16 protein-coding genes are annotated in these 12,889 nt (G+C 71.4%); 7 read left to right on the top strand and 9 right to left on the bottom strand.

Going from position 1 to position 12,889, the window contains the following annotated elements:
* Positions 1-44: 44 nt before the first annotated feature.
* Positions 45-275: a TM2 domain-containing protein gene (locus tag M1L60_RS25130; protein ID WP_253239961.1), complete on the top strand. Its 231-nt coding sequence runs from the start codon at positions 45-47 to the stop codon at positions 273-275.
* Positions 276-318: 43 nt separating this feature from the next.
* Here the strand turns inward: M1L60_RS25130 and M1L60_RS25125 are convergent, their stop codons facing one another.
* The 6 genes from M1L60_RS25125 to M1L60_RS25100 are packed head-to-tail and all read right to left on the bottom strand — an operon-like array spanning position 319 to position 6,352.
* Positions 319-1,482 carry an ABC transporter permease gene (locus M1L60_RS25125; protein ID WP_253239960.1) on the bottom strand — a complete coding sequence of 388 codons (1,164 nt, stop codon included), beginning with the start codon at positions 1,480-1,482 and terminating at the stop codon, positions 319-321.
* Positions 1,479-2,147, bottom strand: coding sequence for an ABC transporter ATP-binding protein (locus M1L60_RS25120; RefSeq protein ID WP_253239959.1), 669 nt, complete (start codon positions 2,145-2,147; stop codon positions 1,479-1,481). The genes M1L60_RS25125 and M1L60_RS25120 overlap by 4 nt, the downstream gene beginning before the upstream one ends.
* Positions 2,144-3,274, bottom strand: coding sequence for an efflux RND transporter periplasmic adaptor subunit (locus M1L60_RS25115; protein ID WP_253239958.1), 1,131 nt, complete (start codon positions 3,272-3,274; stop codon positions 2,144-2,146). The genes M1L60_RS25120 and M1L60_RS25115 overlap by 4 nt, the downstream gene beginning before the upstream one ends.
* A 36-nt stretch (positions 3,275-3,310) precedes the next feature.
* Complete coding sequence (locus M1L60_RS25110) at positions 3,311-5,071, bottom strand: HAMP domain-containing sensor histidine kinase (protein ID WP_253239957.1); 1,761 nt, start codon at positions 5,069-5,071, stop codon at positions 3,311-3,313.
* Entirely contained in the window at positions 5,068-5,754 is a 687-nt protein-coding gene (locus tag M1L60_RS25105; RefSeq protein ID WP_253239956.1) for a response regulator, read from the bottom strand. Before M1L60_RS25105 ends, M1L60_RS25110 begins: the two co-directional genes overlap by 4 nt.
* Positions 5,755-5,785: 31 nt before the next feature.
* Positions 5,786-6,352 carry a hypothetical protein gene (locus M1L60_RS25100; RefSeq protein WP_253239955.1) on the bottom strand — a complete coding sequence of 189 codons (567 nt, stop codon included), beginning with the start codon at positions 6,350-6,352 and terminating at the stop codon, positions 5,786-5,788.
* A gap of 106 nt (positions 6,353-6,458) precedes the next feature.
* Between M1L60_RS25100 and M1L60_RS25095 the strand changes: the two genes are divergently transcribed.
* On the top strand, positions 6,459-7,937 hold the full coding sequence (locus M1L60_RS25095; protein WP_253239954.1) for an alpha/beta hydrolase: 1,479 nt from the start codon (positions 6,459-6,461) through the stop codon (positions 7,935-7,937).
* Here M1L60_RS25095 and M1L60_RS25090 read toward each other — a convergent pair.
* Entirely contained in the window at positions 7,934-8,665 is a 732-nt protein-coding gene (locus M1L60_RS25090) for a MerR family transcriptional regulator (RefSeq protein WP_253239953.1), read from the bottom strand. The genes M1L60_RS25095 and M1L60_RS25090 overlap by 4 nt on opposite strands.
* Positions 8,666-8,753: 88 nt before the next feature.
* Between M1L60_RS25090 and M1L60_RS25085 the strand changes: the two genes are divergently transcribed.
* From M1L60_RS25085 to M1L60_RS25070, 4 genes are read left to right on the top strand one after another with little or no spacing between them, the layout of a single operon-like run.
* Positions 8,754-8,924: a hypothetical protein gene (locus tag M1L60_RS25085; RefSeq protein ID WP_308208538.1), complete on the top strand. Its 171-nt coding sequence runs from the start codon at positions 8,754-8,756 to the stop codon at positions 8,922-8,924.
* Positions 8,921-9,796 carry a DUF5996 family protein gene (locus tag M1L60_RS25080; RefSeq protein ID WP_253239952.1) on the top strand — a complete coding sequence of 292 codons (876 nt, stop codon included), beginning with the start codon at positions 8,921-8,923 and terminating at the stop codon, positions 9,794-9,796. The genes M1L60_RS25085 and M1L60_RS25080 overlap by 4 nt, the downstream gene beginning before the upstream one ends.
* Before the next feature lie 26 nt (positions 9,797-9,822).
* Positions 9,823-10,419, top strand: coding sequence for a GOLPH3/VPS74 family protein (locus tag M1L60_RS25075; RefSeq protein WP_253239951.1), 597 nt, complete (start codon positions 9,823-9,825; stop codon positions 10,417-10,419).
* 33 nt (positions 10,420-10,452) lie between these two features.
* Positions 10,453-11,106 (top strand): hypothetical protein, encoded by a 654-nt coding sequence (locus M1L60_RS25070; protein ID WP_253239950.1) that lies wholly within the window; start codon positions 10,453-10,455, stop codon positions 11,104-11,106.
* Between the two features lie 2 nt (positions 11,107-11,108).
* Here M1L60_RS25070 and M1L60_RS25065 read toward each other — a convergent pair whose 3' ends face one another.
* Positions 11,109-11,453: an STAS domain-containing protein gene (locus M1L60_RS25065; RefSeq protein WP_253239949.1), complete on the bottom strand. Its 345-nt coding sequence runs from the start codon at positions 11,451-11,453 to the stop codon at positions 11,109-11,111.
* Between the two features lie 99 nt (positions 11,454-11,552).
* A complete protein-coding gene (locus M1L60_RS47940) occupies positions 11,553-12,329 on the bottom strand; it encodes a CAP domain-containing protein (protein ID WP_253239948.1) in 777 nt (258 codons plus the stop codon).
* A gap of 167 nt (positions 12,330-12,496) precedes the next feature.
* Between M1L60_RS47940 and M1L60_RS25055 the strand changes: the two genes are divergently transcribed.
* Complete coding sequence (locus M1L60_RS25055; protein WP_253239947.1) at positions 12,497-12,874, top strand: hypothetical protein; 378 nt, start codon at positions 12,497-12,499, stop codon at positions 12,872-12,874.
* Positions 12,875-12,889 lie beyond the last annotated feature (15 nt).

Genomic DNA, 12,889 nt, shown 5'->3' with positions numbered 1-12,889 from the left:
TGGTGCGGCAGCTTTTTCACGCATATCGAAGAACGGAATCACATATGACTGCCACGACCGCTGCTGCGACCGGCCAGAAGGCCTGGATCGTCGCCCTGCTGCTCAGCTTCTTCGTCGGTGTTCTCGGCGTGCACCGCTTCTACGTCGGCAAGATCGGCACCGGCATCCTCATGCTGATCACCCTGGGCGGCTTCGGCGTCTGGACGCTGATCGACTTCATCATGATCGCCGTCGGCAAGTTCACCGACAAGCAGGGTCAGCCGCTCGCGCGCTGACCATTCATGAAGCGCCCGGGTTCCCTGCGAACCCGGGCGCTTTTCATGCGGCGAGGGCCTCGGTCGGCGTCAGCCGCGCCGCGTGGACCGACGGATACACGCCGGCCACCACCCCGACCACGACCGAGCCGGCCAGCCCGGCCAGCAACGCCGGCAGCGGCACGACCAGCGGCCAGTCCTGGTGGGCGGCGTACGCGATCGTGGCGGCCAGGCCCAGGGCGACGCCGCCCGTGCCCCCGAGCGCGGAGAGCACGATCGCCTCGGTCAGGAACTGGGTCCGGATCTGACCGCGGCTGCTGCCCAGGGCCCGGCGCAGGCCGATCTCGGAGCGGCGTTCCAGCACCGAGATCACCATCGTGTTGGCCACGCCGACCCCGCCGACCAGCAGGGCCACGGCGGCCAGCCCGAGCATGAGCACGGAGAACGCCGATTCGGTGGCCCGCTTGGCGGCCAGGGCGTCCGAGGGGCGCGTGACGGTGACCTGATCGGGCCGTTCCGGATGCACCGTGTCCGGCAGCACGGCTCGGACGGCCTCCACCGAGTCCTCCTGCGCCCGTACGTAAATGATGGTGGGACCGCCCTCGTAGCCGAGCGTGGTCCGGGCCGATTCCCAGCCGACCAGCACGGACCGGTCGATGTCGGGGGCCAGCGGCACCGTGTCCAGGATGCCGGTCACCGTGAACCAGCGGTCGGCGATGATCACCTGCTGTCCCGGGGTGTCGAAGCCCAGGCGTACGGCGGCCACCGAGCCCAGCACCACGGCCGGGTACCGCTGCTCGGCCGCGGTGAGCCAGTGCCCGGCCCGGATCCGTGCGTCCAGCACGTGCAGGAGGTCGGGCTCGGTGGCCCGCACGGTCAGCGCGGAGCCGTCGGCCGGGTCGACCCGGTCCGAGCGGCGGACCAGGGCGCTCGTGCCGGCGACGGCGCTGACCGTGGCCACGGGCCCGATCCGCCGGACCATGCCCACCGATTCGGCCGGGAATGTGACCGGCGGGTCCTGCTGGGCCGGCACGACCTGCAGCATGTCGGCGCCGAGCGCGGCCAGGTCGCGTTGCAGGGCGGCGTTGCTGGAGGCCGGGATGCCGGTCACCACCACCATGGTGGCGATGCCGATCGCGATGCCCAGCGCGGACAGGACGGCTCGCAGGCGCCGGGTACGCACCCCGAGCAGCCCGAGGGCCATCAGGTCGAGCGGGTTGAGTCTCACCGATCGGCCACCAGGCGGCCGTCGCGGATCTCGACCCGGCGCGGCAGGGCGGCGGCGATGTCGCGATCGTGGGTGATGACGGCGATCGAGGCGCCCTCGGCGTTCAACTTCCGCAACAGATCAAGAACGGCCTGGCCCGTACGGGTGTCGAGCGCGCCGGTCGGCTCGTCCGCCAGCACCAGGGCCGGGTCGTTGACCACGGCGCGGGCGATGGCCACCCGCTGCCGCTCGCCGCCCGACAGCTGGTGCGGACGGTGATCGACGCGGTGGGCCAGGCCGACCCGGTCCAGCGCCTCCAACGCCATCGGGCGCCGGCGCCGCCGCGGCACCCCGGCGTAGAGCAGCCCGGTGGCCACGTTCTCGGCCGCGGTGAGCGCGCTGCTGAGGTGGAACTGCTGGAACACGAAGCCGAGCCGCCGGCCCCGCAGTTCGGACAGCCGGCGGTCGGACAGCCCGGCCACGTCGGCCCCGCCGACCAGCACGGTGCCCGAGGTCGGGCGGTCCAGGGTGCCCATGACGTTGAGCAAAGTGGACTTTCCCGATCCGGACGGGCCGACGATGCCCAGCAGGTCACCCTCCCCGATGGTCAGCGAGACGTGGTCGAGGGCGGTGACCCCGCCGGGATAGACCATGCTGACGTCGCGTACGGCAAGGACCGGCGTCATGACGTCGTCACCACCCGGGTGCCCTCGGCGACGCCGGCCCCGCTGACCTCGACCAGCCCGCCGGCGAAGAGGCCGGTCTTCACCGCGACCAGGCCGCCGCCGGCCACCTGGACGGCGTAGCCTCCCTCGGCCAAGGCGACCAGCGCGCCGACGGGTGCGGCGAGGACGTCACCGCGGGTACGACCGGGAAACACCACCTCGACCGGCGCCGCGTCGAGCCGGGCGGCCGCAGCCGGATCGTCGAGCGTGATGGTCACCGTGAGCTTGGCCGGGCCCTCCGGGTCGTCGGTCACCGCGGTCGAGACCAGGCTGACCTTCCCGGGCAGGGTCCGGTCGTCAGGTAGGCGTACCCGGACCTTGACGCCCCGCTTCAGGGCGGTGGCCGCGGCGACTTCGGCCTCGACGGTGACCACCTTGCCGGTCGTGGTGACCATCATCAGCAACCCCTCGGCCTCGTCCCCAACCTGGGCCGTGGTGCTGGCCACGCGTACCGCTCCGCGCAGCACCGCGACGTCGCCGATGCCCAGAACGTTCGAGGCGGGCAGCCCGGCGTCCACCCGCCAGCGCCCGATGGCCCGGACGAGCGCGGCGGTGAGCACGTCCTCGCCCGTCCGGACCTCGACGTACGTGGCCGGTGGAGCCGAGGCGCCCGGGGGCGTCGGCGGCGTCTGCCGGACCCGCTGGCCGGCTCGGTAACGCCGCCCCACCTCGTACCCCAGGGCTTCGAGGTTCTCGGCCACCACCCGCACGTCGCGTCCGACGATGTGGAGCCGGTCGAGGGGGCGGAACAGCGGGGTGCTCCCGTAGAAGACAGGCACTGGCTGGTCGTCGACGCGGTAGAGCGTCGCGCCCCGCTTCAGCGTCGCGCCCGAGGCGGGCAACCAGGTGACAATGCCGGGCCGGCCGCCCTTGACCGGGCGGGTGAGGCCGTGCCCGAGGACCCCGGACAGGGCGACGTCGGTGGACATGTCCTGCCGCACTATCTCGGCCGTGGCCAGCGACGGCGGTGGTGGTGGCGCGGGGTCGCCGGGGCCGGGGCGGCCCCAGGCCCACCAGCCGGCGACCGCAGTCGCGCTCATTGTCAGGACCACCGCGAGGACGAGCGGCAGTCGTCGGCTCTTGCTCATGACGGCCGATGATGGGTCCTCGAGATCAGGAAGTTGTTAGGTGTCACCACGATTCGTCAGCGTGGCCGTGAACGTCGCGCCTTCGCCCGGGGTGCTCTCGGCCGTGAGGCCGCCGCCGTGCGCCTCGGCTATCTTGCGGGCGATCGGCAGGCCCAGCCCGCTGCCGCCGGTGGAGCGGGTGCGGGACTCGTCGGCCCGCCAGAACCGGTCGAACACCCGGGGCAGGTCCTCGGCCGCGATCCCGGCGCCGGTGTCGGCCACCGCGATCGTCATCCGGCCCGCGCCGGCCGAGGCCCGCACCGTGACCGTGCCGCCCGGACCGCTGTGCCGGATCGCGTTCGACAGCAGGTTGCCGACGAGCTGGCGCAGCCGCAGCGGGTCGGCCACCACCTCGGGGTCACCGGTGAACGAGGTCGTCAGCGACACTCCGGCCGCGGCGGCGCTCGGCTGGTGCACGTCGGCGACCTGCTCGATCGCGTCGTCCAGGTACATCGGCTCGGGGTGCATGCGCAGGCTGCCGGCGTCCGCGGCGGCCAGGTCGCGCAGGTCGTCGACGATGTGCTGCAGGTGCACGGTCTCGTCGTGCAGCCGCGTCAGCAGCGGGCCGTCGACCGTGGCCAGGCCGTCCTGCACCGCCTCGAGCCAGCTCCGGATGTTGGTCAGCGGGTTGCGCAGTTCGTGGGCGACATCGTTGACCATGGCCTTGCGCTGCTCCTCGGACCGCTCCCGGCGCTCGGCCAGCTCGTTGAGCGCGGTGGCCAGATAGCCGATCTCGTCCTTGCCGGTCACCGGCACCCGCTTGTAGCCGGACGGCTGGCGGGCAGCCTCGGTCAGGGCCCGCAGCGGCCGGACCAGCCGCCCGCCGACCACGACGGTGACGAGCACGGCGAGGACCAGCACGATCGCGGTCGTGGTGCCCGTACGGACGAGGTTCTGGCGGGAGAACGGCGACGCGGCCGGTGCGACCGGATTCCCGGGGTCGGTCACGAAGAGCAGTGCGGTCGGGGCGACGTACGGCTTGAGCTGGGTGTACCGGGCCCCGTCGAGGCATTGGGCGGCCCGCTCGGTCCGATCCGGGACCGGTACGCCCTTGACCGGGTCGACAACCGTGACGATCAGATCAGGTGTGAGCGTCACGTCGGGCTCGTCGGCACAGGCGGCGACGAGCTTGCGCAGGCTCTCGAACGGGCCCCGCTCGCTCCGGGTCAGCTCGGGGACGAGCTGGCACAGGTACGGCTCTTTGGTCATCCGGGTGATGGCGAGTTTCGGGCGCCCGTGCGGACCGGTGGTGACGATCGCCTCGCTGCCGAAGCTGCGGACGCACTCGAGCGACTCGTCGAGCTGCCGTCGCAACTCTTTCTGTTCCGCCGCCGTCGGCCGGTACGGGCCGACCACCCGGGGATCGATGCGCTCGGTCCGCCCGGTGAGCGCCAGATCCACCCCCAGCGGGTCGACACCGGCCGAGGGCCGGGCCAGGTCCAGCGACGGACCGGTCGTCGAGTCGACGATGACCTGGCGGTTCTCGGTCATCAGCGTGATCCGCCGGCCCAGCTTGTGCGCCCGGTCGGCGACCAGCGGCCGGACGCCGGACCAGTCCTTGTGGGTGGCGGCGTAGGTGAGCAGTTCGTCGTACACGCTCTTGTCGTCGCTCAGCGACTGCCCGATCTCCTGCCGGATCGTCTGCGAGGTCGACCGCGCGGCCAGCCACGACGTGGCCACGACGGCGGCGATGGCGATCGTCACCGAGGTCACGAGCAGGCGGAGGATCAGACTCCGGTGCGGCGGGACGCGGCTCACGCCGGGCCCGCGGTCAGCTTGTAGCCGATGCCGTACACCGTGACCAGCCGGGCCGGTCGCTTCGGGTTCGGTTCGATCTTGCGGCGCAGGTTGAGCACATGCACGTCGATGCTGCGCTCGACCGAGTCCCGTTCCACGCCCCGGGTCCGCTCCAGCAGTTGGGCCCGGGTGAACACACGGTCGGGCTGCTCGGCCATCGCGGCCAGGATCGCGAACTCGCCGGGCGTACAGCTCACCGGGTTGCCGTCGGCCTCGACCTGGTGCCGGGCCACGTCGACCACGAGCCGGCCCACGGTCAGAACCAGTTCTTCCGTACGCCCACGGGTGCGCCGCAGCAGCGCGCGGGCCCGCGCGGTCAACTCGCGCGGGCTGTACGGCTTGGTCAGGTAGTCGTCGGCGCCGCCGTCCAGGCCGGCCAGCAGGTCGTCCTCGCCGGCCCGGGCGGTCAGCATCAGGATGGGGACCGTCGACTCCGCCCGCAGCACCCGGGCCACGGTCAGGCCGTCCAGGCCCGGCATCATGACGTCCAGCACGAGCAGGTCGGGCCGGCGCCGCCGCACCTGGTCCAGCGCCGCCCGCCCGTCGTGCACGACCACAGTGTCGTAGCCCTCGGCGCTCAGGTAGCGCCGGAGCACCTCGGCCTGTCCGCGGTCATCCTCCGCCACCAGCAGATACGCACTCACGGCGACGACCCTAACCGGGGCCCGCCAGGGGTCAGTCCGCGAACGCCTGGCGACGGCACTCCTGCATCTTCTCCGATCCGAAGTCGCCGTTCGGGCCGACCTCGGTGATGCCGAACTGGCCGGTGACCGGGTCGGGGGCGGTCAGCTTGTACCCCGCGGCCTGGGCACACCGGTACCACTCGCGCTGGTTGTCCTTGAACTCGGTCGGGCTGGTGCGCAGCTGATGCTGCTCGAACGACTCCGGCTGCTTGGCCTCGCAGGCCTTCCAGGCGTCGGCGTCACCCTGACTGCCGATCAGCTTCAGATCCTCGGCGGTGCCGCCCTTCTGCAGCAGCCCCAGGGCCTCGCCCGGCTTCTTGACGCCCTTCTTCCTCAGACAGTCGGCCCAGGGCTTGGCCATGGCCTCGACCTGGTCGGGAGTGGCATCCATCGGATACACCGGGCGCTCACCACCCGCCGGTTGACCGGAGGCGGGAGCGGCGGCGCTCCGCAGGGTGGCCACCGGCGGCGCCTCCTTCTCGCCGGCGCCGCCGGCACAGCCGGCCAGCGCGAGCACGAGGGCGACGGTCAACAGGGCGGAACGCGTTCTGTGCGACATGCCGGGCACTCTCACAGAGCAATGTTTGGATCTTCTTAGCTTGACCATGTTCCGGCAACACGGTGTCGCATCGATACGCACGCTGACGATGAACCGGAGGCTGGACATGTATCGAAGGCGTAGTGCCGTCCTGGCGGGGGTGATCGGCCTGCTCGGCGCGTTTGTCGCGGTGGGGCCGGCCGCGATGGCCAGGGAGGCCGCACCCGAGGTGAAGTGGGAAGCGTGTCCCGCGGAGGTGGTCATGCCGGCGCCGGTCGCCGTGCAGTGCGCGAAGATCCCGGTGCCGCTGGACTACCGGGAGCCGGGCGGTGAGCAGATCGACATCATGATCTCGAAGGTCGCCAGCACGAATCCGGCCCAGCGGCGCGGCATCCTGCTGCTCAATCCGGGCGGGCCGGGCGGCATCGGTATCGATCAGGGCGCCTTCCTGATCAGCCGAGGGCTGCCGACCACCGTCACCGACGCGTACGACCTGATCGGCATGGACACCCGAGGCGTCGGCGGCTCGGCGCGGGTGAGCTGCGGCTTCACGCTCGAAAACCCGTACTGGGCCAACATCCCGCCCTACGCCGTCGACGACGCCGCCGTGACGAAGCAGGCCGCGATCGCCAAGCAGGTGGCCGACAAGTGCGCCGCCAACGACAAGGACGGCCGGCTGCGGCACATCTCCACGGCCAACACGGCTCGCGACCTGGATCGGGTCCGCGCCGCGCTCGGGGAGAAGAAGGCCAACTTCTACGGCGGGTCCTACGGCTCGGCGCTCGGGGCGGCGTTCGTCTCGCTGTTCCCGAAGACCACGGACCGGATCGTGCTCGACAGCATCGTCGGCGACACCCATCTCGACCGGGCCGGCATGCGGCGGTACGGGCTCGGCTTCGAGCAGACGTTCCCCCACTTCGCCCGGTGGCTGGCCGACCGGCACGACGCGTACGGCCTGGGCCGGACCCCGCAGCAGGTCCGGCAGAACTTCCTGCGGACCGCCGGACGACTCGACCGGACGCCCGCGCCCGACGGGGCGGACGGCGCCGTCTTCCGCTACCTCGTCTTCGCGGGCCTGTTCAGCGAGATGTCGTACGGGCGGACCGCGCGCCTCTGGCAGACGTACGCCAACCCCGCCCCCGGCCCGGCCCCGAAGGCCGCGGCCACGCCGAACCCCCAGGACACGGCGTTCACGGCCTTCCTGGCCACCACCTGCAACGACGTCAATTGGCCGGAGGACGTGGCGACCTATCGCCGGGGCGTGGCCGAGGACCGTGAGCGCTACCCGCTGTACGGCGCCGCGACCGCCAACATCACACCGTGCGCCTTCTGGAAGTACGAGCCGTACGAGCCGCCGGTGCGGGCCGACGCCACCGGCCCGGCCAACATCCTGATCCTGCAGAACCGCCTCGACCCGGTCACCCCGTGGGCCGGCGCGAAGCTGCTGCGCGAGAAGTTCGGCGCGCGGGCCAAGCTGGTGACGGCCGAGGAGAGCGGGCACGGCGTGTTCATGATCCACACCAACGCCTGCGCGCTCGATATCGCCACAGACTGGTTGGTCGAGGGCCGGATGCCGACCCGGGACACCTCGTGCCGGGCCGGTTAACCCTCGGGCCGTAGTTGTTCGTGGGCGAGCAGGCTGGCCCGGGTGAGCACGTCGATCTGCGCGGCGTTGTAGAGCGAGACCACCGCGTCGACGAACGTCTGCATGGAGGCCTGCTCGCCCCGGATCAGCCGGGCGGCCGGATCGTTCAGCCACGGGTAGTCGGTGAGATTGCCCGCGATGACGGGGGCGAGGCGCTCGGCGAGGTCCTGCCGGGTCGCCTCGTCGGCGTCGGCCGGCAGGGCGTCCAGCTCGGCGTTGACCGGGTCGGTGTCGGTCTCGACCATGCGCCGCAGGTCTTTGAGGGCGTCGTCGTCGTAGAGCCGGGTGTAGACGTGGATGAGCGATGTGTCGGCCTCGGACAGGCGGGGCGCTACGGCCCCGAAGCCGGCGGGGGAGTCGGCCGGCCCGCCGTCGCGCAGGATGGCCGCGATGTCGGAGCGGGCCCGTTGCAGCCGCTCGATCTCGGCCGCGAGCTGACCGTCGACCTGGCGCAGCACCTCGGGCGGCACGTCGCCGCTGGTCCGGGCCACGCCGACCTCGGACAGGGGCACCCCGAGCTCGACGAGGCGGCGGATCCGAAGCAGGCAGACGAGGTGCTCGACGCCGTACTCCTTGTAGCCGTTGTTCTTGCGCACCGGCTCGTCGAGCAGGCCGAGCCGGTGGTAGTGCCGCACGGTGTTCACGGTGGTGCCGGCGAGGTCCGCGAGTTCCCGGGTGCTCCAAGCCACGCCTCATCATATGGTCCCGGCCAACGGCCCCGGCTTGACCTGGTGGCGGGAACATGGTTTTGGGTGGGGGACAGCGAAAGGAGCTGTCTTGAAACCGACCATCGTTCTGGTCCACGGCGCGTTCGCCGAATCGGCCAGCTGGAGCGGGGTGATCCGGCGGCTGCTCGACAAGCGCTTCCCGGTGATCGCCGCGCCCGACCCGTTGCGCAGCCTGTCCGGTGACGCCGCCGTCGGCCACGACCACGTGAAGTCGCTGTGAGCGCCGCCTGGCCGCGGCTGCGGGTCGCCGACTGGACCGAGACCCGCGACACCCTGCACATGTGGACCCAGATCGTCGGGAAGATCCGGATGGCGTACGCACCACCGGTCAACCACTGGTGGCACGTCACGCTCTATCCGACGGCGCGTGGCCTGAGCACGTCGAGCGTTCCGTACGCGGACGGCGTCCTCGACATGGAGTTCGACTTCGTCCAGCACCGGCTGCACATCCGCACCAGCAACGGCGGCGCCCGCGAGGTGGCCCTCGAGCCGAAGACGGTGGCGACGTTCTATCGCGAGACGCTCGCGGCGCTGGCCGAGCTGGGCCTGAACCCGGACATCCACCCGGTGCCGAACGAGGTCGAGGTGGCCATCCCGTTCGCCGAGGACGACCGGAACTGCTCGTACGACGGGGCCGCGGCCCAGCTGTTCTGGCGTCAGCTGCTGCAGGCCGAGCGCGTGCTGGGCCGGTTCCGGTCCGAGTTCGTGGGCAAGGCGAGCCCGGTCCACTTCTTCTGGGGCGCGATGGATCTGGCCTACACCCGCTTCTCCGGCGAGGTCGCCCCGCAGCACCCGGGTGGCGCGCCCAACTGCCCGCCGTGGGTGATGCACGAGGGTTACTCGCACGAGCTCGCCAGCTTCGGCTTCTGGCCGGGCGGCGGCGCGGAGGGCGCCTTCTACGCGTACGCCTATCCGGAGCCGGCCGGTTATCCGGAGCGCACGGCCGAGTTCTACGACAAGAACCTGCAGGAATGCGTGCTCCCGTACGAGACGGTGGCCGAGTCGGCCGACCCCGACGCGACCCTCCTCGCCTTCCTGCGGGAGACCTACACGGCGGCCGCGGACCTGGCCGACTGGGACCACAGCCGTTGATTCGCCACAGCACACTGCCGCATCAGTTGTTCCTGCTGAGCCATGACCCGGCCAAGGGCCGCCTCGATGACGACAGCCATGCCGTACGGGGTTCGCTGCTCTGTGGGGCGGCCGTCGCCGACCTGTGCCTGTCCGGGTGGCTGCGCGACCGCGACGGCCGGGCCGAGCGGACGGACCAGCCCGCGACGGCGCCGCCGGACCCGTTCCTGGCCCGGGTGCTGGGTGACGTCGACCGGCCCCGGCGCTGGTTCGACCTGCTGGAGCGGCAGTGGCTGTCGGCCGAGGAGGCCGTGGAGGAGCAGCTGGTCGCGGCCGGGGTGATCACCGTCGAGCGGCGCCGGGTGCTGGGCCTGATCCCGGTGAAGCAGATCGGGGTGGCCGATCCCGGCTCGGTGCGGGCTCTGCGGGAACGCGTACGCGACGCGGCGAAGCAGGAGGCCCCGATCGGCCCGTCCGTGCTGGCCGCGCTGGCCGTCGACGGCAATGTGAGCACGGTCTTCGGGTGGCGTGATCTGCGGGGACACAAATCAGGGGTGCGTGCGCTGAACGACCGGGTCGACGGCGCGCTGCCGGGGCTGCGCTCGGCCCTGATCCAGTCGATCGCGCTGCGTCGCGCGGCTTGACTGTGTCCCAGGGACACACTTTTCAATAGCGGGATGTTCGACGAATGGCGGAGGCAGCGCGCGGTCCAGCGCATCAAGCCCGGGGACGGCCGCGCGCTGAAGAGGTTCCGCTGGTGGCAGCCGCTGTCGCGCTCCCTGTTCTGGCTGCCCGCGGATGCCGCCGCGGGCCGCCCGGCCGTTTATGCCGTCGACGTCAGCCACGTCAAGAGCGACGACAACGGCGACACCGAGGCCCACCTGTACCGGGACGGGCTGCGCTACGCCCGGGTCCGGCTCCCCGCCTTCTTCCCGATCGAGGGCGGCACGATCGAGGTGGCGGCGTCGGCCTTCGGCATCAAGCGCTGCCACTTCGTCGCCGACGACGGGACCGAACAGCAACTCGTGCCCGACCCCCGCTCGGCCGAGGGGCGCCGGGCCCGCCTCGAGCGCGAGCGCCCCGCGCTCAGCCGCTGGATCGGCGTCGTCGCCCTCGTGCTGATCGTGGTTCCGCTGCTGCTCGGCCTGCCGCAGACCATCGAGTCGATCTCCCGCATCCCGCCGCTGGCCGAGCGGTTCGGGGTGTTCGACTCGCCGTTCGACGCGTCGGTCTGGTTCAACATCGCGCTCGGGGTCAGCGCCACGATCGGCAGCACCGAGCGGGCGCTGCGCCTGCGTTACAACCGCTGGCTGGACACGGTAGCGGGCTGACCTCAGGCCGGGAGATGGAACAAATCGGTCAGACCGCAGATCGTCAGGACCTCGCGGACGTGCTCGTGGGCCCGGCTGATCTCGAGCCGGCCCCCGCGACTGGCCGCGAGGTCATGGCAGTCGATCAGCGCGCGGATGCCGGCCGAGCCGAGAAAGGTCAGCTCGCCGAGATCGAGCGCCACCGTGCGGGCCGCCTGGTCGGACACCAACTCGGCGATCTGCCGCCGGAGGTCGTCGCTGTTGGCCGAGTCGACCTCGCCGGTCACCGTGATGACCATCGAACCAGCATGAAAATGCTCAAGCCGGACAAGCAGGAGGGCCTTCTCGTCGAGGTCGTCGGTCGACATGAGACTCCTGCCCTGATCGCTTGGCTTGACCCGCCCGCATGCGCGGAGCGAGTGCCGAGAGAGCGACCTGGCGCTGCGCCTCGTCAGAGTACTCCGGTCTCAGAGCGGCGACGCGAAATTCTGCGTCCAGTACTGGGTGCCCTTGGACGACTTGGCCAGGCCGACCCCGATGTGCTTGTAACCGCAGTTCAGGATGTTGGCCTTGTGGCCGGGGCTGTTCATCCAGCCGTCCATGACGTCGGCCGGGGTGCGGTAGCCGGCCGCGACGTTCTCGGCCACGCCACCCCACTTGTAACCCTCGGCGGCGACCCGGTCACCCATCGAAGCCTCACCCGGCAGCTGGTGCGACATGGTGTCCTTGTCGGCCTGCAGCTCCGAGTGCTTCTGGGCCGCCCGGTGCAGGCGCGACTCGCCGGCCAGGCTGCCGCAGCCGGCCGCCTTGCGCTCCACGTTGACCAGGCGGATCACCTCGGTCACGGTGTCCGAGCTGCCCCCACCGGACGGGGCCTCGGTCGACTGGGCCGGGGGCCGGGTCGTGGTCTTCGTCCGGGTCGGCGACTTGGTCGGGCGCTTGGTGGCGGTGCTGGTGGGCCGGGCCGAGGTGCTCTTCTTGGCCGTGGGCGACGGCGTGGGCGTGGCGCTGGTGGGGGACGGGCTCGGGGTGCCGGAGGAGGTCGGTGACGCGGCGACGAGTTCCTCGTCGGGGCCCGTCTCGGTCGCGGCCGGGGCGGTCGCGGCCACGGGGGTCTCACTCTTGCCCTTGTCGGACGTGGACTGGGCCACGGCCACACCGGCGTAGCTGGCGCCGATCACTCCGACCGCGACGGCGGCCAGCAGGAGAGGGCGGAAGCGACTGGCAGCAGCGTGGGCGGGCACAGAGAATCTCCTCGGACGTGGGGTGGCTGGTCCACCTATTCACATCCGGGCCCGGCCTGGGCCAGTCCTAATGAACCCTTAAAGATCCGCTCAGCGGACCTTAACGCGACCGCCGAGGTGTTTCGATGATCAACTAAACTGCCCGTGACGATCCCTGGGGAGGGCATGTGGCGAGCATCGAGACATCGCTGAAGGAAGCAATGAACATCGACGGCGCCGTCGGCGTCGCCCTGGTCGACGGCGCGAGTGGACTGACCCTGGGCGTGATGGGCGGCTCCCGCGAGCTGGACATGAACGTGGCCGCCGCGGGTAACACCGACGTCGTCCGGGCCAAGCTCCGCACGCTCGAGATGCTCGGCCTGCCCGACCGGATCGAGGACTTCCTGATCACGATGGACACCCAGTACCACCTGATCCGCCCGCTGCAGGACCGCTCCGGCCGGGTGCCGTCGCTGTTCCTCTACCTGGCTCTGAACAAGGAGCGGGCCAACCTGGGCCTGGCCCGGCTGCGGCTGAGCCGGATCGAGGCCGACCTCGAGGTCTGATCGAACCGGATCGCT

Origin of the sequence: Paractinoplanes aksuensis (assembly GCF_024137025.1) — a bacterium.
In the GTDB taxonomy this organism is placed as follows: Bacteria; Actinomycetota; Actinomycetes; order Mycobacteriales; family Micromonosporaceae; genus Actinoplanes; species Actinoplanes aksuensis.
This window is presented reverse-complemented; position numbering and strand designations above follow the sequence as displayed.